Annotated in this window: 18 protein-coding genes; 2 read left to right on the top strand and 16 right to left on the bottom strand. The window is 54.4% G+C overall.

Going from position 1 to position 19,236, the window contains the following annotated elements; genetic code table 11:
- Positions 1–10: 10 nt before the first annotated feature.
- From RBB76_RS06825 to RBB76_RS06860, 8 genes are all read right to left on the bottom strand, one after another.
- Positions 11–2,218, bottom strand: a complete 2,208-nt coding sequence (locus RBB76_RS06825) for a xanthine dehydrogenase family protein molybdopterin-binding subunit (protein ID WP_429628166.1) — start codon at positions 2,216–2,218, stop codon at positions 11–13.
- Positions 2,219–2,226: 8 nt separating this feature from the next.
- Entirely contained in the window at positions 2,227–3,243 is a 1,017-nt protein-coding gene (locus RBB76_RS06830) for an FAD binding domain-containing protein (RefSeq protein ID WP_429628165.1), read from the bottom strand.
- Positions 3,240–3,746: a (2Fe-2S)-binding protein gene (locus tag RBB76_RS06835; protein ID WP_429628164.1), complete on the bottom strand. Its 507-nt coding sequence runs from the start codon at positions 3,744–3,746 to the stop codon at positions 3,240–3,242. The genes RBB76_RS06830 and RBB76_RS06835 overlap by 4 nt, the downstream gene beginning before the upstream one ends.
- Before the next feature lie 212 nt (positions 3,747–3,958).
- The gene (locus RBB76_RS06840; RefSeq protein ID WP_429628163.1) at positions 3,959–4,375 is read right to left on the bottom strand and encodes a hypothetical protein; all 417 of its coding nucleotides are present in this window, start codon (positions 4,373–4,375) and stop codon (positions 3,959–3,961) included.
- Between the two features lie 88 nt (positions 4,376–4,463).
- Entirely contained in the window at positions 4,464–5,153 is a 690-nt protein-coding gene (locus RBB76_RS06845) for a TetR/AcrR family transcriptional regulator (protein ID WP_429628162.1), read from the bottom strand.
- Positions 5,154–5,240: 87 nt separating this feature from the next.
- A complete protein-coding gene (locus tag RBB76_RS06850) occupies positions 5,241–6,695 on the bottom strand; it encodes a serine hydrolase domain-containing protein (protein ID WP_429628161.1) in 1,455 nt (484 codons plus the stop codon).
- Positions 6,696–7,315: 620 nt separating this feature from the next.
- Positions 7,316–7,651 carry an endonuclease/exonuclease/phosphatase family protein gene (locus tag RBB76_RS06855; protein WP_429628160.1) on the bottom strand — a complete coding sequence of 112 codons (336 nt, stop codon included), beginning with the start codon at positions 7,649–7,651 and terminating at the stop codon, positions 7,316–7,318.
- A gap of 1,675 nt (positions 7,652–9,326) precedes the next feature.
- Positions 9,327–10,055, bottom strand: a complete 729-nt coding sequence (locus RBB76_RS06860; protein ID WP_429628159.1) for a sensor histidine kinase — start codon at positions 10,053–10,055, stop codon at positions 9,327–9,329.
- A 716-nt stretch (positions 10,056–10,771) separates the two neighbouring features.
- Between RBB76_RS06860 and RBB76_RS06865 the strand changes: the two genes are divergently transcribed.
- Positions 10,772–11,101, top strand: coding sequence for a hypothetical protein (locus RBB76_RS06865; protein ID WP_429628158.1), 330 nt, complete (start codon positions 10,772–10,774; stop codon positions 11,099–11,101).
- Positions 11,102–11,112: 11 nt separating this feature from the next.
- On the top strand, positions 11,113–11,457 hold the full coding sequence (locus RBB76_RS06870; protein ID WP_429628157.1) for a Crp/Fnr family transcriptional regulator: 345 nt from the start codon (positions 11,113–11,115) through the stop codon (positions 11,455–11,457).
- Between the two features lie 520 nt (positions 11,458–11,977).
- On the opposite strand, the gene RBB76_RS06875 is transcribed toward RBB76_RS06870, so the two are convergent.
- From RBB76_RS06875 to RBB76_RS06910, 8 genes are all read right to left on the bottom strand, one after another.
- Positions 11,978–12,211, bottom strand: coding sequence for a DUF1059 domain-containing protein (locus RBB76_RS06875; RefSeq protein ID WP_433963532.1), 234 nt, complete (start codon positions 12,209–12,211; stop codon positions 11,978–11,980).
- Positions 12,212–12,284: 73 nt separating this feature from the next.
- Positions 12,285–12,701 carry a ferritin-like domain-containing protein gene (locus tag RBB76_RS06880; protein WP_429628155.1) on the bottom strand — a complete coding sequence of 139 codons (417 nt, stop codon included), beginning with the start codon at positions 12,699–12,701 and terminating at the stop codon, positions 12,285–12,287.
- A gap of 214 nt (positions 12,702–12,915) precedes the next feature.
- Complete coding sequence (locus tag RBB76_RS06885) at positions 12,916–13,134, bottom strand: hypothetical protein (protein WP_429628154.1); 219 nt, start codon at positions 13,132–13,134, stop codon at positions 12,916–12,918.
- A 37-nt stretch (positions 13,135–13,171) separates the two neighbouring features.
- Complete coding sequence (locus RBB76_RS06890; protein WP_429628153.1) at positions 13,172–14,167, bottom strand: site-specific integrase; 996 nt, start codon at positions 14,165–14,167, stop codon at positions 13,172–13,174.
- Positions 14,164–15,090, bottom strand: coding sequence for a tyrosine-type recombinase/integrase (locus tag RBB76_RS06895; RefSeq protein ID WP_429628152.1), 927 nt, complete (start codon positions 15,088–15,090; stop codon positions 14,164–14,166). The genes RBB76_RS06890 and RBB76_RS06895 overlap by 4 nt, the downstream gene beginning before the upstream one ends.
- Positions 15,087–15,659, bottom strand: a complete 573-nt coding sequence (locus tag RBB76_RS06900) for a site-specific integrase (RefSeq protein WP_433963533.1) — start codon at positions 15,657–15,659, stop codon at positions 15,087–15,089. The genes RBB76_RS06895 and RBB76_RS06900 overlap by 4 nt, the downstream gene beginning before the upstream one ends.
- Entirely contained in the window at positions 15,566–16,324 is a 759-nt protein-coding gene (locus RBB76_RS06905; protein ID WP_429628150.1) for a hypothetical protein, read from the bottom strand. Before RBB76_RS06905 ends, RBB76_RS06900 begins: the two co-directional genes overlap by 94 nt.
- Before the next feature lie 412 nt (positions 16,325–16,736).
- Complete coding sequence (locus RBB76_RS06910) at positions 16,737–18,467, bottom strand: ankyrin repeat domain-containing protein (RefSeq protein ID WP_429628149.1); 1,731 nt, start codon at positions 18,465–18,467, stop codon at positions 16,737–16,739.
- Between the last annotated feature and the right edge of the window lie 769 nt (positions 18,468–19,236).

The following is a 19,236-nucleotide window of genomic DNA, read 5'->3' on the forward strand; positions in this document are numbered from 1 at the left end:
CTTCGTTCTGCTAATGTCCGCCCGTGCGTGGTAATCCCGGAAGTAGTCGATCAATTGTGATGGGGAGTTCCCGGACACGGTGGCCGGTAGCATGGAAAACGGCGTTAGCGATGGCGGGAGCCACGGCCACGGAGCCGATCTCCCCGAGCCCCTTTGCTCCAATCGGACTGACCTCTTCGTCCTTTTCGTCCACAAAGATCACGTCCAGATCGAAGATGTCGGCATTTGACGGAATGTGATAATCGGCAAAGCTGTGTGCCATGCACCGACCGAGATTGTGATCATAGGCTGCATCTTCATGAAGCGCCTTACCGATGGCCATGACAGACGCACCTCTAATCTGACTTTGCGCCGTCAGAGGGTTGAGAATTCGGCCCGCAGCAATCGCTGAGACAATACGGGTCACCCGAATTACGCCAAGCTCCTCGTCGATGCGGACTTCTGCGAAAACTGCAGAATGAGTAGCGCTCGTAAACCCCCTGCCTGCGGAGAGCTGTGTGATCGTGGCAGTCGCCTTCATACTCGACTTCCCTGCTGCTTTGAGAAGATCTACGAATTGATGTCTTGGGACCACGCCTGGATTGAAGGTATCTCTGCCTGTTGAGTGCTTGAGAAGCTTCTTCTTCAACTTGTCGCATGCAGCCTGCACAGCGGATCCAGCGGTCGCAGCAGTCCAAGATCCACCTTGAGTTGGGTTGTAAGGAAGGGACGAATCTCCGAGACGGGTTGTAACGCGATCGACTGGAAGTTGCATCGCGTCGGCGGCGAGTTGCGTGAGAATCGTGTACGTTCCGGTACCAATGTCAGTCACTGAGGTTGCGACTTCGAGGCAGTTGTCGGCCGTCAGGGTGACGGTAGCTCGCGCCGGGAGCGGAGAGAGCGCTGCATCCCAAATGCCGGTCGCCATGCCCCAGCCGATCAGTTCCCGTCCATCGCGCATGGAGCGTGGCGCGGGGATACGCAGAGACCACCCGAACTTTTCAGCGCCCTGCGCGTAGCAATCCATTAGGGCTTTGCTACTCATTCTCCGGTGCTCCATTTGATCATCGCTGGTGTAGTTCGCGTAGCGCAGAGCAAGCGGGTCCTGACCAGTAGCGTAGGAGAGTTCGTCCATGGCCGATTCGAGTGCGAACATTCCGGTAGTCGCTCCAGGTCCGCGCATATCGCAAGGCGAGACCGTGTCGAGTTTCGCAAGCTTGTACGAGAGGCTGACGTTCTCACACCGATACAGCAGACCCGAGAAGTAAAGCATTGGATCCTGTGCATCTTCATTGCGGGATGTGGCTGCAATTGCGTCCTGCTTTAATGCCTGAAGGAGCCCGAACTCATCTGCACCAAGAGCTACCGTCTGGATTGCGTGAGCTCGATAGCCAAGCGTGTACATCTGATCTCTCGGGATGACGATCCTGACGGATCGCTTGAGAGCTTTAGCGGCCAGCACCGCTAAAAAGACGGATTGTTGAGGACGAAGACCGAGGCCGAAAGCACCGCCAACGTAGGGACTCAGCACACGGACATGGCGCCTGAAGAACAAGAATGCAGTTTTGAGATATATCTGCACACTCTTGGGACTCTGGGTCTTGTCGTATACGGTAATTGTGTTATCCGCGCCCCAGTGGACGGTGGTAGCAAAGAGTTCCATCGGATGATGGTTCTCTGGGGAGGTGCGGTACGTGGCCTCGACTTTCACCGGTGCGGCCGCCATGGCGGTACCCGCATCGCCGGTCGGCTTCGGGGTGGGCGGAACGCCGATACGATGCCTTGGCGGTTCATATGCGCTTACCGCTTCTTTCTCAAGATCAGTAGCGTGGACCTCTTCACGATAAGAGACTCTGACCAGCGCGGCGGCATCTCGCGCCGCCTCGAACGTGTCGGCGACCACGAGGGCCACCGGTTGTCCGCTAAAATGGACTCGTTCATTATGGAGCGGTCTGAACGGTCGGCCGGGAGGCCCCATCGGATCTTTGAAAAACAGGCTAAAGTGTGGTCCCCACGGCCGATTCTGATGTGTGAATATCTTTATTACGCCAGGAAAGGCCATCGCCTCTTCCGTGTCGAAGCCAGTAATCTTGCCTTTTGCGATTGAGGAGGGAACGATCACCCCGTGAAGCAAATCCGGGACTTCGTATTCCGCAGCATACTTTGCTCCTCCGGTTACCTTAAGCGGACCATCGACACGCGCAAGAGGCTTACCTGTACTGACGGGTTCATCGGCCATGAATTCTCCTAACGGATCCGCTTATCGGACTGCGACTGGGGTGTCTGTGCTGCCGCCTGCTCCAGGCATCGGACGACAGTTCTATGCGCTAATTCAATCTTGAAGCCGTTATGCTCCTCTGCCACCGCTGTATGGAGCAACCGATCCGCGAATTGGCGAAACACGCTTCTCTCGGCATTCGCGCCGACTAGAAAAGTCTCGGCCTCCCTGTCCCGCCATGGCTTGTGGGCAACACCACCGACAGAGAGCGCGGCGCGCGTTATGACGCCATCGTCTACCTTCACCAGTGCTGCAACGGACACTAAGGCGAAAGCGTAGGAAAGCCGATCGCGAATTTTTAGATAGCTATGCCCTATCTGCGCAGAAATGGGAGGAAGATCCACAGCAATGATGATCTCGCCATGCAGCAGATTCGTGTCCAACTGTGGGGTCTCGCCGGGTAGGCGATGGAAGTCCGAGAACGCGACCGCTCTCGTTCCACGAAGCCCCTCCACAATGACGACAGCGTCAATTGCGGCGAGAGCTACACACATATCTGATGGATGAGTTGCAATGCAAAGCTCGCTGGCACCCAATATGGCGTGCCCGCGATTTAGACCTGTCTTAGCTGGACACCCACTGCCGGACACGCGCTTATTACATGGAATTTGAATGTCATAAAAGTAGGAACACCGCGTGCGCTGAAGCAGGTTGCCGCCGATGGTTGCCATATTTCGTAGCTGCCCAGACGCACCCGCAAGTATTGCGCTGGAAAGCAACGGGTATCGTGCGGAAATACGTTCGTCATACGCGACGTCCGCGTTGGTCGCAAGAGCCCCGATTCTAAGACCACCTTCAGGGGTCTCCCTGATTTCCCGGAGCGGAAGTCCGTTGATGTCGATCACGAGCGTGGGCGTCGAGACGTCATATTTCATTAGGTCGAGCAGATTGGTGCCGCCAGCCAGCAATGCAGCCTTAGGTTCCGACAGCATCATTGCAATCGCTTCCTTTATGTCGGTTGCTTTCACATAGCGGAAATGTCTCATTGGTCCTCTAAGAGAGTTGATCCTGACGCCATAACGTCCGCGATCGCATCGACGATACCGATATAAGCTCCACAACGGCAGAGATTTCCGCTCATGCCCTCACGAATCTCATCTCGCGACTTTGCTTGACCCTCGCGCAATAAGCCCACAGCGGAACAAATCTGACCCGGAGTGCAGTAGCCGCATTGAAGAGCGTCATATCGGATGAAGGCGGATTGCAGCGGATGCATCTTCGACGTAGATCCAAGCCCTTCGATTGTGGTTACCGTCGAGCCTTCACGACTCACCGCCAGAATGAGGCAGCTATTCACACGTTTGCCATCAAGCAGAACTGTGCATGCTCCGCATTGGCCGTGATCGCAACCTTTCTTCGATCCCGTCAAATGCAGATATTCCCGCAATAGGTCCAGTAGAGTGACGCAGGGGTCCACGTTTACCGCTCGCGGAAGTCCGTTGACCACGAGTTTCAATTCGAGGGTTCGAAATGCCTCAATCGGAATCACAATGACATCCTGTCTACCAGCCGGCTGGCCTGTTTGCTTATAGAGCCGCAACCGCACGGCCCTCGGGCTCAATCAAGCCCCAAATTGCGTGATGTGGTAATCGATATGGATCTGTAATAGCCTGCCCGACTCCCGGAGTGACATCTTCCCAAACATGCAGTGTGGACCCCACTCGCTCGCCGATCGCTTATTCCAAGCCGCTTGGATGATCGTCAATAACTTGCCTGCTCTTCGAAGAAATTGAAGTGCTCGGCGTGCGAGAGCTTGAAACCGGTGGGTAGCCCCAACCCGACGGGCTGTTCCGGGAACCCGTCCACAAGTATCCAACGGAAGAGAGTGCGAGCCGTGAGGTAGCTCTCGTCCTCAAGCCTGTAGAAACCGTGCGCATGTCCGCATGCCACGTTGAGGTGATGCAGCCCCTGATCTACCGTCATTGTCCCCCAACAGTGAGTAGACGTGGATTTGAGAGCGGCGACCTGGGTATGATACTCGGCCAGCTTAGCTTCACTGAAGAACGCCGCCATGCCATCCACTTGAGGCATTCGTATGGCGCGATGCGAGTATCGAGTCATGGCGGTTCCAGTCACCCAGAAATTGCTTGTGAAGGACTCTGAGATGCGATTAGACAAGTTGAAATTTCCATAATCGACGAATCGTTTGAGCCAAGGCCGTACTTAGACATCCGATTGAGTGATGGTTACGATCAACTCTCATACTTCACGGAGCAAGAGAGCGAAGCACAAGATTTGCGACCGCCGTGGCGTCTTCTTCGAGGTGATCCAAGTTCTGTTCGAGCAGAATGGGATGGAAGAATGACTGCATCGTGTTATATATAGCGCGGCACGCCTCTTCAAGTGAAGTCTTGCGCTCAAACTCCCCGAGTTCGCGCCCTCGGACAAGCACACGCCGGATGATTTCGATCAAAGCCTGGTTATAGGCCTCAAGGTTGCCCCAATGTTCCTCAAATGAAGCCGTAATGATATCGTGCATCTTTCTATCTTTGAAGAAGAGTTCGGCCCCGTTAAGAGCTAAACTCTTGTAAATATTACGCATACACTCCACGGGCGAGGCCGTTTCTTGGACAATTTTCTCCAATGCGTTTGTTCGCTCTCCGAGGCAAAGGGCACAAACAGCTTCACCAATTGCCTGCTTCGATACGAAAAACTTATATATGTATGCGGGCGAAAGACTGATTGCTTTCGCCAAGTCGGCAACTGTCGTTTTTCGGTATCCGTAATGCCGGAAATGCTCTCCCGCCGCTTGGAGAATCTGCTCCCTCCGCTGATGTTCCGCTGGGCCTCGCTGGCCCACCGACGTTGCGTTCTGCTCGAGTTCTTTAACGGTCGCTACCATTCCATCTATGATAGACCTTTTCTGCCCTTTTGGATACATATGACGCTTATCCACACTCGTCACTTCGCTGCAGACCGGCGGGCGCTGTCGGAAATTGTCTACTGATGCACCGAGCCTACGCCGCCGAAAATGCTGGCGATCTCACCTGCTCTTGAAAAAGGCGAGCGCAGTCACGTTGCTGGGATCTCGTGAAAGGATCTTTCTATAAGTTCCAGTTTCAGCTTCAAGCTGGCCGCTGGCGCCCTGGGCTTCCGCGATCAATTCCAGCGGCCTAATGCTAGTCGGAAAGAGCTCGCAATCGAATTTCGCTATTGCTAGAGCGCGCTGCGCCTTCTTGCTGAACAAGAGCCTCCCTATCCAACTCTCAAGCTCCTCCTGGTCAAAATTGCTGCTTGCGCCCTGCGCCTTGGCGGCATTGAGCATTGTCGCCAGGTTTACGTATCGAGTTTTCTCCGCTTCGGCACGAAACTTCGTGACGCCGGACAACTTAATTTCGGGAACGAACGAAGCTGCCAATTCATCCGCGAGTTCCTCCGGATTCGCGCCCATGAGATTCGTGAGGATTACGACGCCTGCGTTGTAACCGGGGTAAAGCGAAAAGGCTGATCTAGTTCCTCCCACCCCTCCGACAGACGTATAGTTGGCGTGCTCTTCACGATCCCAGCCAAGGGCGAACGAACTCCGCGAACCGTCGTTCAGGGAGACGAGTGTCCACATGACTTCTCGGGATTCTCGACTCATCTGCTTGCCATCGAGAACCGAGATCATCCAGCGCGCCATATCGTCTGCTGTGGTGTTGAGGCCCGAATTGGCTCGCATCATCGGTCCAAACCGCTCGAAGTGATTGAGTATTACACCATTATCACCAAGTCGATACGGCTGCGACTTGTTCTTGATGACATCTCGAGAATCACCGTAAGCAGTGGCTACCATGTGAGCCTTCGCGAGTTCCTCGTCGATCAAAGACGCGTCGGGATCTCGTCCCTCAAGCTTGTTGATAATTAGCTGCACCAGTCGAAGGTTGGTTTGGCAATAATCTCTCTTTTCGCCCGGAGGCGACGCCGGCTGGGAAAGCGCCCAAGCCCATGCTGCCTTCTCGTCCCTGATGCCGCTGAAGTCGATGTCGTCGTATGCGTCGATGTCCGGCAATCCGGAGATCTGGCCAAGAAGTTGCAGTGTATTCACTCTTCCCCAGGTAGCCGGGATGTCCGTCAGATAAGTGGAGATTGGAACCGACAGGTTTAGCCGCCCTTTCTCCACCTCCTCCATGACGGCAATTCCGGTGAACGCCTTCGTGATGGAATTTATTGAGAAGAGGGTTTTCGAGGTCACTCGGACAGGCGTCTGTAGAGTCGCAACGCCATATGACCGCGAGTAGACGATCCTCCTATCGATGACCACGGCTGCCTGCATGCCTGGGATCTTTCGGTCTTGCATTGCCCGATGCAGGATCGCGGCGGCACGCTGGCTTCGTGTTTCTGCGGTCGCGAGGACCGGCGAGAAGTATCCTAAGAAAATGAGAGATAAACTCGCGAGTGAAACAAATGATTTCGGCTTCCCGGTGTGTCCAAGCCATCGTGTGTTAGCTAACTTCATCACGGCCCTCCAAGCAGGCTTCGCTACGCAACGCCTTCGTTACAACTCGTAATAATGGATCGGCTTCCGCGCAGTTCCCGATGTGGCGTTCCTGAACTTTGATTTGCGCGCCAAACAACGCAAATATCTTGCAACAACGTAGGTCCGCGAGCTCCGGCGGTATTTTTATTGTCCACTGCCGGCGCCCCGAACGCCGTCTTAAGCTTATTCATTTGGTGCTCCGCGTCCGCGTCTATATCTCCCTGGAGGAATTCCGCCACCCGTGTGAAACTCTCCATGAACGTCGCCTAGTCCGCATAACCCAGCTGTTCAGCTATCGCTAATCTAGCATCGAAGACAAAAGAGGCTAACGTAGCCTAATGACGATCGGAGTATGGTCGATCCCAGGGTGTAGCGATCTGAAGGCATCCACGTAGCCGAGTTCTAGTAACTCGCGGTACTTAGCGCGGGGCTCAGGCTGAAACAAGGCGTCACGAATCCAGGATGAAGGCTTATGGCAGTCGATATCTTCTGGGATAACGTTGAAGTCGCCACCAACTAGCGTTGGCGTTTCTTTCTTCCGCCAAATGTTCAGTTGCCTATAGAGACGATCCATCCACGCAAGCTTATAGGCGAAGTTGTCACTGCCTACAGGATTCCCGTTCGGCAGGTAGATGTTGAGATCGAATCCCCTCGATCATGACCTCAAGGTAACGCGAGTGACTATCTGCCTCGTCTCCTGCAAGAGTCTTGCTTACTGTCTGGATCGGATGCGTCGACAGGATCGCAACACCGTTGTAAGCCTTCTGCGTCACGGCTACACACTCGTAGCCAAGGTCTTGAAATGTAGCCGCAGGGAACTCAATGTCTTTCAGTTCTTGCAGCAAAAGAACATCAGGCTTCCGGCTGCTTAGCCAGGTTGTGACATGTTCAAGGCGCGCGCGAATCGAATTCACGTTCCAGCTGGCTTCTTCCATAAACATTCACGCCTCACGTTGGCTTCCCAAAGATCATGATCCTAATCACTCTACGTTTCTCGGATCACGTTGCGCCGATCTTTGTCGTCCTTAGGCAACAATGCCTAAAGGCCATTCTCTATCGAATGTCGCAGGAATATTCGGGGTGCTCTGCGGCCAGCTGATCGCCCCGGGGTGGATTTGCACTTGAGTATCTGCTGACGGTGTTCCTCCTGCTCGGAGCGCATCTGGGCATACTCGTGCGGATAAGTCGTTTTAAGATCGGCGAACTGAATCTTGCATTCAATTGCTTCGATCTCTCTTTCTGCATCGTGAATCTGCTTGCGCAACATCTCGATTAAGCGAGTTGGTCACAAAATCCCTCCTATCTACAAGCCTTTTGAGGCAACGCGGATGGGATGCAACTAAGGTAGAACCTGTTGCTCTTTTGTTCTCTTAACGCGTTCGCGAAGCGTGACTGCCAAGCTCCCGCCGCGCACTAACGCAAACAGTCTTTATCATTCCACTACCCCTACGGCCGTGGCTGTTTGCTTTTATTATTGTCTTCAAATGTTCTAGTTTGTTTTGTCCCTCCATCTCCATCATCCAGCCGTGAATCCAGGCCTCGTGGGCGTCCTTGAGTGCTTCCTCACACGGGCGGCAGCCTCGTGCCCCATACGCTCGTAGTATTCGTGAATTTGGCCTTTAGTCACTCCCTTCAATTCGGGAGCGTCCCACGCTGTTTCTGTCGGATGATTTCCCACCGCAGTAACCTTTGGCTTGCTGACTTTTACAACTTTAGACATTGAGGCCCTCTCGCATGCGCACAATTTAGACGCTCGGGCTACGCCGCAATTAGCAGTAGGGGAGGCTCCGAGACCCCGGACCCGTGGTTTGCACCAGCTGCCGTTGTTGAGGGTTGCGATCACGGCGGCGGGTAGATTGTAGGGTAAGTTCGCGTAGGAGGAGGCTTTAAAGGGGTGTTATCCGTTGAGGCTGCAGTCAATTTTGTGGGGGCGGAGGTGCCCGTATTTTGCTGGTGCTTTGACTACGTAAGTTTTCCTCAATGAGACGGTCCGCCGTTGGTCTCTTCGTGGAAGTGAGAGATTGTGTTGGCAGTTCAAGACGGCGCGTACGAGTTCTTGGGGAAGGGGATCTATGATCCAATCTGCATTCGGATCGTCATAGTTTCCTTCACTAAGCGGCGCCCCGCTCACTTGCCCGACGGCTATTTTCGGTGTGAAGGAGTGCGCGGCGGCGACGATCATTTTCGCATCGATTGAATCGAGGGTATGACACAGAATGATGAGATCAAAGTTACGCTTGCCGAGCGCGACTAAAGCCGCCTCGGGACTTCCCTGCACTACAGTGTCAGTGTTGGCTAATTGCTTTAGGACAAGTCCCCGTGTAGTCAGAAGCATCTCGTCCAGCCCGACCAAGAGGATCGATAACATGGCATTCCGATCAGAGCCGATGTTTGCGCTGGCGGGAATGTCGGCGCAGAGTGAAGGCTGACCTGAGCCTACGCCTTCGCTCGCCAGGCTGTTTCCTACCTTCGGAGGATTTCCGATCTATTACGAAAAGAATACAAGAATGTGGCCTGTTGCCTGTGAGTCGAACTATTGTGCTTTCTTCAGAATCGCTTCGCTCTGGGGGGTTTATTTGGGGCCACCACCCAAACGTCAAAATCGTACATTCAGGCCGGCAAAGAAATCCTGAATATTGTGCCACTTCTTCCTGGGCGAACGGAGCTTCGCATGGAAATACTGCCTTGATGGCGCTCTATGATTTTCTTAGACAGTGCTAGTCCTAGACCGGTCCCGCGATCTTGCTTGGTTGTAAAAAATGGCCGGAAGATGCTCTCCACATGCTCTTCCGAAATGCCGTGACCATTGTCAGCAATGACGAATCGAACTTCGCCGTGATGCTTCCTCAGCCGGAGAACGAGAGTTCCTTCAGGTGGCAAGGCGTCCAGAGCATTCACCAATAGATTGGAAATGACTTGAAGTATCTCTCCTTTGTGTACCTCGGCCAGCGCTTCCGTTGGGAGATCTTTAACGAGATGTATTTTCTTCGCCTTGATTGCCCGCTGATGAATGCGGACTGCGGCCTCTGCCAGTGCGACAAGATTCATGGGAGTGGGGTTAAGAGAGCTCCGAGCGAAGCCAAGGGTTTGTCCTACGATCTGGTTCACTGTCGCCATCTGCTCTACGGCTAACTCCATATACTTGCGTACATTTTCACTGATGCCAGGCTCTTTAAGAGTGAGATACGTCAAGTGTCCGAGCGCTTCGAGGGGATTCTTCACCTCATGCATCAACTCTAAGGCGAGTTGGCCTGCTGTCGCTTTTTCTTGCCAACGTTTCAACGACTCGGTTGCGACTGACAACCTCGCCTCAAGATCCGAAACTGTGCCTTGTGCCATTAGGGCCTCAGATCACTGTTTGGCAGACGTTTTCCGACGCCTTCGCGCGAGAGGAGGCACCCTTTAGCTCAGCAGAATACCTAACCTGTCCACTTGTGATGCAAGATTTTAGTGATTTGTCTTATGGCCTAACAGACTGGTCGATGATTTGGCGCTTTTAATTCCGGGTTGGAGTAGAGCGGACCAACTTATCAACGGTAGAGACAAATTTTGCTGGCCCTTCCATCGCATCCAGAACTTCAGTACCCATGCGGTCATGACAACCGCACATTCCGGCAGTGAGCGCAAGTGTTTTCAACGCTTGGGAACGATGAACGGAGGTAAGAACGCGCCCACATTCTTCGGTCGATAGCGTGTGGCAGAGGATAAGAAGCCTAATGTTAGCCGCGTCTAAGATTCGAATGGCTTCCGGGTACTCTGCTGTCGTGCGTACTCGGTATCCGGCCGCCTCTAGGAGCCATCTCCTGGTTTCAAGCAAACGCGCGTCACGTCCGAACACGAGCACGGAGATGGGAGAGACCATGATGACTCCAAGAAAAGGATGTATAAACGATACAACCTGATTGTGACCGTTCTTTTTCGTTTCGATCTGTCAGACATCGAACACAAAAGCCAATCTAAATGGTCGGCCGAACATAGGGGCATGAAATGTTGCTTTTATGAAAACGGCGAAAGTGTAGGTTCCTGTGCCCGCAAGCCCGTATAAGAATTCTGTTTTGCAGAATCTAGACGCAAAAGTTATCAAACGCCTCACCCTGAAGCCGGTTACCTTCGAGCTGGAGCATCAGATCGAATTTCCTGGTGAATCCATTCGGTACCTCTACTTCGTGGAAGAGGGCATGGCGTCCCTGACGACCACCTTCGAGAATGGCGCTCAAGTTGAGGTTGGGATGTTTGGGTATGAATCTGTGATTGGTTTTCAGCCCTCATGGGGACGAAGCGAAGTCTCAATCGGGTATACACCCAAATTGCAGGACACGGTTACTCGTGTCCACTCGAAGCCGCAAGAAGTGAGTTTCGACGCGGCGGAGCCTTCCAATCGCTAACCTTGAGATACGTGCAAGCCCAGCTCGTGCAGGCAATGCAGTCGGCCGGGTGCAATGCGCAGCATGAGGTCGATCAAAGGCTGGCTGGCTCGATGGCTGTTGATCGCGCCGATCGCGCGCACAGCAGCACCTTCAAAATGTCCCACGAATTCCTGGGCCACATGCTGGGTGCTTCTCGCCCTACAGTTTCGATGGCAGCGGCAGCTTTGAAGAAAAAAGGCCTAATCACCTATACCAGGGGCGTGATTACCATTCCGGACGTGAAACTCCTCGAACAGAAGGCATGTGAGTGCTACCACGTCATCAAAGATCATCTCGACAATTACACCGAGTTCGATAGCGGCATCGTCGCGTAGACCACGTTAGTCCTCCAAATCCGTCTCGCTGACTTGCTCAGCTTCGGGCCTCATTGCAACGAGCAGGGCTGCGGAATAAAGAGCGCAGTAGCCGTCATCGAACGCGATCAGGAAACTGCCATCGAGCCTATCCGCTGTAAGAATACGAGGTCGGTTGGGAACCAGCATGCGTGATTGTCGCTCGCGGATCAGCGCTTATCTGTCATGCTCCTAACAAAACAGTCAAATAGAGCCGCGTTTGTGAGGTTATGTATATAGGGTTGATTGGCATTTTCGGCGAACCTGTTCCATCTCCGCCAGTGTCGTGAAGCGTGTACAGCCACACTCCCATTGAAGGCACCAGCGAGCACCTTCCGAGGAATGTGCGGACAACGGATGATCGCAAGCGCAAGGCTTTGAGGGGTCGATCTTAGCGAATTCTTGCGGGGTAGGCATGGGGCACTTCGATAATACAAGTTAACGTGAGGAGCTGCCATGGTGCCGTGGTAGAGGTGAAGTGATGTCCCCGAAAGCAAATTTGTCACTGGTCGTTCTTTCGAATAGCCTCTTTCACGTGTTCCACGGCTTCGGACTTGAAGTGGGTCAAGTTGTGAACTTCAGCAGCGTGCTTCTCGATGACTGGAAGCATTTCATCCTCGCTCTGGCCCTCAAGCTGCCAGTCACAGTCGTAGCCTACGTCTTTGCAATGGAAGTGCCTCGTAACAGCATTCATGGTGGTCTCCTCATCCGTTGGATGCAAGAACAGTAGCTCCATGAGTTCGCATGTTTATGGCACGAAAAAAGGAGGGGAGCTAGCCCCTCCTTCAATGCATAATATCCAATACTCGTTAAGCAACAGCCACAGCGGCGGCAGCAGCGCTGTTCGTGCTTTGCGAGAGGGTGCTGAGAAGCTCATCTGCGTGCTTTTCCTCATCCAGCGTTTTTTGAAGCAGCTCGACGTGTTTCGAAAGGCCTAAAAGATTTGCCCAATCACGAGCAGATCCGTAGGAAGCAATCTCATAGTGCTCGATCTTCTGCGCCGTAGCCAACAATCCAGCGTCGCGCAGGGGACCTTCGTCTGATTCGCTGACAATGTTCTCGCCTGATCCAATCAGCGCAGTGGCAATTGCGTCTTTCTTGTCATCAACATCGCCCTCGTTCACTTCACCTATCAATTCCTCAAGGCGAGTGACGTGAACTTCAGTCTCCTGCAAGTGGGATTGGAAGGCTTGTTTGAGCTGCTGATCGTTGGCGTGCTCGATCATGCTTCGAGCCCTTTTACGATCTGATTCTCGGTGGAAAGAAGATAGCGCAGCTGGAGCGTGTACAAAGAATGGAAGCTTTTGATGTTGTTCGGCGTTAGCAAACCCATTTGAGTTCTCCTGGAGGAGTCGTCGACTCCTTGAGTGAGTTAGACCTTGTCCGCGGCCCGCGAGTTGGCTCGGTCAAAAGCGGTCGTGTTTGTGCTGTGGATTGTCATTAATGAGGAAGTATTCTAGGTTTCTTCACGACTTTCCGTGGATCCTTGTCGTCGCGCAGGCCGATAAACTTCGTATGCCTGCTATGGTCAGCGCCGGTCCACTCCAGGAATTCGACCTGCGTGACGGTCTCCGGCTTGAGCCACAATGTCGAATGCCGGACTATGCCGCATACATTGTGGGCAGACGATTTCGGAGGTTGTTTGATGGGGATCTGCACCGGGTGGTCCTGATTTTTCGCGGCATAGTCCGTTCCTTTAAAGGTCTCGCAGAAATGACAGCAACTGATCGTCTGGCTTGAACCGTCCGACTCTGGCGTTCAAAGGCGACGTCTTCTTAAGGGCGTCTTCCTTCAACGCAAGATTCGCGTCAAGATAGATTTGCGTCGTTTCAACTGACTCATGTCCCAGCCAGAGGGCGATCACCGAGCGATCCACACCCGCCTGCAATAGTTCCATCGCGGTGGTGTGCCGCAACACGTGAGGGCTCACCCGCTTCTTTCGCAGCGTCGGGCAGGATATCGCCGCGGATGTGGGGTACTTTGCAACCAAGTATTGAACGCTGTCATGGCTCAATTGCCCACCGTGAGTGCTGGGGAAAAGGAATTTGGTTTCGTCCCTCCCCTGTTCGCGCACCCATGCCCTGAGAGCCTGTACTTTCGTACGAGTAAGCGGAGTGCAGCGCTGCTTTCGCCCTTTACCTTCGCAACGGACGTGGGCACCGCGACCCAAGTAGATGTCACCCTGTCGGAGTCCGATGAGTTCCGAGACCCGAAGCCCGGTCTGAATGGCGAACAGCAACAAGCCACGATCTCGTCTACCAAGCCAAGTCGTTTGATCCGGTGCGGCCACGAGAGCCTCAATCTCAGGTCTCGTCAGGAAATCAACCAATCGGCTGGATTGCCGTTTTGGTGGGATCGCGAGTACGCGCTGGATTCCTGCCGAGTGCTCTGGGCACTCCATCGCCGTATAGCGAAAGAAGGACCGGATCGCGGTGAGCCGAAGATTTCGGCTGCGCGAGCTATTGGCTCGAGCTTTCTCCAGGTTGTCAAGGAACGCGCCAATAAGCGTCGTATTCAGATCCGTCATGGCGAGTTTGGATGGCGACTTCCCCAACTCGTTATGAGCAAATTGCAGCAGCAGGCGGAAGGTGTCCCGATACGATGCCACTGTGTGAGGACTGACTCGCCGTTGAGCAATCAGCCTGTCTGTGAAGAATGTCTCAAGCAATGCCGCGAAATTTGTCGAACTCATTGTGAACTCCTCCATCGTGTTTCGAGCCGCTCACAAGCGGCGCCCAGCAACTCTGGCGTGGACGTTAGGTACCAGTAGGTGTTTGCAACGTGGCTGTGCCCGAGGAAGGTTGAAAGAATCGGCAGATTACGCTCGACATCTACACCGTTCCGGTACCAGGCGAGTAGCGTCTGGACAGCGAACGTGTGACGTAGATCATGCATCCTGGGAGGAATTCCATTGCGGGTTTTCTCCAGTCCCGCCGCCCGACGGATCTCGCGGAAGCTTTCATGGGGACTGCTGATTGGCCCGCGACTCTCGCTGATAAAGAACCTAGGCGCCTCGACTTTATTGAGAAATGCATCCCTACGAGCCTTATACGCGGCCAGTAATTTTACCGTCGTGGAATGAAGCGGAACAACGCGCGACTTGCCGAACTTGCTTTCACGGATCGTTATCAATCCTTCGGCCAAGTCCACGTCGCTGTTTGCGAGCCGTACCGCTTCGCCGCTGCGCATGCCGGTCGTGGCGAGTAATCCGATCAGATGGTAATACGTGTGACAGCGGAGTTTGTGCGGTGAAAACAGGTTGCGTGCCGCTGCCATCAGCCGGCCGATCTCTTCCCGCGTATAGATGTACGGCCGGAGAGCGACTGCCGGCCGGCGCATTGTGCCCATTGGTGGAATTTCCGTTCGAGCATCCATCGAGCTCACGTATGTGGCAAAGGATCGAATGAAGCTCAGCCTTTCAAAGCAACTGTGTTTATGGCCTTTCGAAGACTCCATTGCCCAGGCGATGGCTAGTTTGGTCGTGACATGGTCGGTGCGCCTTGCTTCGAGAAAAGTGATGAATTCGCTCAGCCGCCGTTCGTGTTTGCGCAGTCTAAATCCAAGAGCGCGGCGGAGATCGATGTATTCCCGCAGATTTTTTCTCAGATCTCTCATCGTGCACCTCCTGGCCACGGCTGAGCGAGGTTTCGCAACGCGCGAAAGTCCACCTTGGCGTAGATCCGTGTTGTATCTGCCTTCCGGTGACGCAACACTTCACCGATTTCCTGCAAAGATGCTCCCCGGCCGAGCATCTCAGTCGCCAGCGTATGGCGGAACAGGTAGCCGCCTTTCCGTTCAGAAACGATGCCGTCCTTTTTCAGAGCACGCGTCACCGTCTTCACGATTGCGCAGCCCGTGGACAAGCCCGTGATCGGAGCGCGTTGAGTGACGAATAATCGGCGTGTTGAGCAGCGTGGCCGATCATGCTGCAGATAGACGGCAAGGGCTTCGCCAACATCGGGCGGCAGCGGCAACTTGGACCACCTTCCACCCTTACCCCGGATTGTGATTTGGCCAGATTCCCAATCGATATCTCCAAGCTCTAAGCGGACGACTTCGCAGGTGCGGAGCCCCAGCCTGGCGAGGAGCATTAAGGTCGCATAATCTCGGTGTCCTCGCGGTGTGCTCTGGTCGGTGCGCCGCAGGATTTTCTCCACGCTGCCAGCTGGCAGGAATTTCGGCACGTGGAGAACGAATAATCTGGGACGCGAGGAACGCAGCCAGCGAGATCCGTATCGATCTCGCCGCGATGCCGGAGGTATCTGAAAAAGCCACGGAGGGCTGTAACCACGTGTTTGGCCTGTACCGAACCAAGTTCCGTCGCCTGCCTTCGAACGAAGGTTGTGATGTGCTCTGGCTTCAGCGCTGCAAAATCGAAATGGTCCCGCGGATACTTCTCCACCAGAAAACGGTCCACGAACAGCAGCATATTGCGGACTGACCCCTGGGCAAGTCCGCGCTCGTCGAGCAGGTAGCATCGGTACTTCTCAAGCAGTGTCTCCCGCGCCGTCGGAACGGCTTTGGTCGTGCCACGCGGCGTGATGCATTGCTCGCGCAAGAGATCGAGTAGCCGGACCAATGAGCACACATCTTCAGCCCGTACGTGCTTCCGACGCCTGAGCCAGCGGCAATAGCGCTCGATGACCTTTTCATCGAGTTGCTCCGCACTGATGCCCTTCCGCTCTAGCCAACGGTTGAAATGCCCGACGAGCCGGAGCTGGATTCGGCTGTGGACGCGAGAAAAGCCGTGGGCTGCCAAGTGATCGGCGAGCAGATCGATGTGCCCTGCCAATGGGCCCTGCCGTAGACCATGGATGGTGCATGAACGTGTAAAGAATGTCTCTACCATGTCTTCTCCTCCTCATTAAGGATCGCTGGAGAGGAGTCTGACTGTATCGCAAGTGAACCTGGGCCGCCGGCTCGGATGTGACGTCGGCCAGATCAACCTTGGCGAATAGACGCGCGTGGATTACTTCCGTGTCGCCGACAAACCACCCCGAACACGAACCAATGGCTACTCGATGAGCGCATTGGACTGTGGCTGTTGAAAAACTCGTTTTCTGCGCAAACGGCCTAAAATCCGGTGATAGAAAATGTCTCCCAAATCCGAGGAAATCGCTTGTAGGCCATCCTGGCGCTACGAATTTTCAGCGAGTTTTCCCTAGATGAGTTTTTCAACAGCCACGACTGTTATCGCCAACTGATTCGTCGAAAAGCAGACTTTCAGGAATGACTAGGCCAGAAATTTCCGAGAAAGGAAGCTATTGTGGGTGCTTCATCTGAGCAATCGCCTCGCGAAGAGCCTCATCCCAACGAGATCCTCTTCCCGTGCGGGCGTCCATCACCGTCTCTCCTCGGTTATTGCGAATGGTAAGATCTGCACCGTGCTGCAGAAAAAGCGGTATGACCCTGTCATTCATAATCGTGAAGATTGGCGTCTCTCCGTCGTGATTCCGTGCATTCACGTCGGCGCCCAGCTTCAATAGCTCTTCTTCTACATCAAGCAGATACCCTTTATGCAAGGGTGTGTTTCCGTCTTTATCCCGCGCATCGACTCTTGCCCCCGCCTTCGCCAGCACGCGAACACACTCCACACTCCTACCATCCCCGTCGCTATTCGTTGACACTCCGGCTACAAAGATCGCCGTCTTGCCCTTGCGGTCCCTCGCCTCCAGCTTCGGACCATAGCGAAGAATCTCTTTCACCACGTCGGGATTACCCGACCTCGCTGCGTCGATTAGCACACTTCCCGCGCCCTCTCCGCCCACGGCCACGCTGGCGGTGGCGCCTGGACTAAACAAGCCGCCGCCTGTACTCCACAACTTGCTGAAATCGACATTCGGATTCGCGCCATAGGCAATCAACGCCCGGACAGCTTCCAGTTTGCCGGCGGAAGCGGCTCCATCCAATGCCCGGTCTTTGTCCTCCTGGTCCTCCTTGCTCGCACCCAAATCCAGAAAGACTCGCAGCGTATCAGGATGCCTGCTTGCGGCTGTCAGCAAGCGAACCTTCCCGAACGGACCACCGTACGGGTTGTCCGTCGTTGGAGCAGGCAGAGGTTTGAGCGGAACCCCAGCTGCCAGCAGCTCACGAACGGTCGTTGTCTGTCCGCGAGCAGCTGTTTCATATAGGATCACTTGTGCGTCGTAGCTAGTGAAGTCAAACTTTTCCGCCCGCAACGCCGCTACAAGCCCGTCACCTCCGCCAATCCACCGGTCCGTGTGCGCGACTGCATCCACCTCGTCTTCCAGTTCCACGATCACAGATGGCATCCCCACCCACTGCCCTTCGTAGTCCCTCACTCTCTTCGTGTGTCCGTCGATCGTGATCGAAAGCGAGGACGACAGGGTGTCCCACCCGCGGTAGCGGTAGTCGTCTTCCATTGAGTAAAAATCTGCCGCCACAAGCCTCTTCGCCAGAGCAATGACTGCATCGTTATCTATTTTGTCCGTGTGCCTTCCACGTGTGGCCACATTAAACCCCTCAAACACAATCCCATCGGTGCTCACCGTCACGGAGTGTAACGGACATGGTCCGTCGCACATCCATTGCAGCAGGGTGATCGCCACCTTCGAATCCTTCGTGATCACTGGTGGGGGAATGTGCGTCTTCGGCAGCCTCTCCGGAGGAACTAGGTCGATGTACTCCTGCACCATTGCCGTCACTGGCTTGCCACCTGCCTCAAACGGCGTAAACTTCCACCGGTAGACTTCGCTCTCTAACTGTGGCCAGAACCTCGTATCCCCGTCCTCGTTGATCGCCTCCGCGTGTGTCACATCACCTGTCGGCGAAACCGTCAGTTCCAGGTGTAGCTGATGGGACGTGTACTCCTCGCCCATCCCGACCACTGGAATCGCCCGCCGATGAGGCTTGATCTCGTGGTCGCGCGCCACCTGATAGTCAAAGGACGGATAGGCAGGCTTGTGCCCCTCACTTGCGAAGAGCAACAGACTGGGCAATAGGCAGACAAGAGCAACAATCGACCGGAACATCTCAGCATTCTAATCCGATAGACGCCACAAGACTTACATTCATTTATGTTCTTCAGGTCAGAGTGGGTCAAAAATGAACGACGACTGGCACGATTAAATACATAGTCCAAGTCAATGCGCCTGCGCGGGTCCTACTGGACCCAGTCGACGAAAGCGGATCAGTAAAGCATGTGACGCGAAATAATGCTGGCGAGTGGTCGGTTACTCGGAAGGCAATCCCGCCGCAAATCTCAATGAGTGACAAATCTCTAGTGCCGTATCGACAGCGCTCCGCGAGCAGAGTTTTGCTGTTGCCGTGTCGCTTGAAGGGAGGGGTGTGGATACGGCGATTTGGACTAAACCGTGTGGGGATTTGGCAGGGCAATTGCTTTATGGAGATTCATTGCAGTGCAGCAATTTCGTGCCGACTCCGACATCGACCTGTGCAGAAAAGTTCTGATCATCGAGCTGGCTCTGATGGTGTGCTGCATGCAAATTGTCCTGCCAAATCGTACTACTTTCCCGCTACCCGCGAAGCGGGTTTAGTCCAAATCGCCAACTCACTCACCGAACAGCGCGGACACAAGACCTTCCAGATTTCTGGGGTCTGGGCGGATTACCGGCCAACCGGAAGTTGCGCATGACGTTCCGGCCCGGCGCAGTCAAGTGACGCGTATGCCAATCTCACCAATATTCGGGCCGTGATGGGCGCCTGAACTCGGTCCTCTGATAGCTGATTTGCCCTCTCCAGTGGAATGGCAATCGGTGTTTCCGTGCAGGAAAACTCAGA

Origin of the sequence: Tunturiibacter psychrotolerans, assembly GCF_051013365.1 — a bacterium.
Taxonomy (GTDB): Bacteria; Acidobacteriota; Terriglobia; order Terriglobales; family Acidobacteriaceae; genus Edaphobacter; species Edaphobacter psychrotolerans_A.

Bases quoted from the DNA above. Each gene is read 5' to 3' on its own strand.
- RBB76_RS06905 (WP_429628150.1), bottom strand. From the start codon at position 16,324: ATGGTAGAGACATTCTTTACACGTTCATGCACCATCCATGGTCTACGG.
- RBB76_RS06910 (WP_429628149.1), bottom strand. From the start codon at position 18,467: ATGTTCCGGTCGATTGTTGCTCTTGTCTGCCTATTGCCCAGTCTGTTG.
- RBB76_RS06880 (WP_429628155.1), bottom strand. From the start codon at position 12,701: ATGATCGAGCACGCCAACGATCAGCAGCTCAAACAAGCCTTCCAATCC.
- RBB76_RS06875 (WP_433963532.1), bottom strand. From the start codon at position 12,211: ATGGAGCTACTGTTCTTGCATCCAACGGATGAGGAGACCACCATGAAT.
- RBB76_RS06825 (WP_429628166.1), bottom strand. From the start codon at position 2,218: ATGGCCGATGAACCCGTCAGTACAGGTAAGCCTCTTGCGCGTGTCGAT.
- RBB76_RS06860 (WP_429628159.1), bottom strand. From the start codon at position 10,055: ATGGCACAAGGCACAGTTTCGGATCTTGAGGCGAGGTTGTCAGTCGCA.
- RBB76_RS06850 (WP_429628161.1), bottom strand. From the start codon at position 6,695: ATGAAGTTAGCTAACACACGATGGCTTGGACACACCGGGAAGCCGAAA.
- RBB76_RS06830 (WP_429628165.1), bottom strand. From the start codon at position 3,243: ATGAGACATTTCCGCTATGTGAAAGCAACCGACATAAAGGAAGCGATT.
- RBB76_RS06895 (WP_429628152.1), bottom strand. From the start codon at position 15,090: ATGAGAGATCTGAGAAAAAATCTGCGGGAATACATCGATCTCCGCCGC.
- RBB76_RS06855 (WP_429628160.1), bottom strand. From the start codon at position 7,651: ATGGAAGAAGCCAGCTGGAACGTGAATTCGATTCGCGCGCGCCTTGAA.
- RBB76_RS06890 (WP_429628153.1), bottom strand. From the start codon at position 14,167: ATGAGTTCGACAAATTTCGCGGCATTGCTTGAGACATTCTTCACAGAC.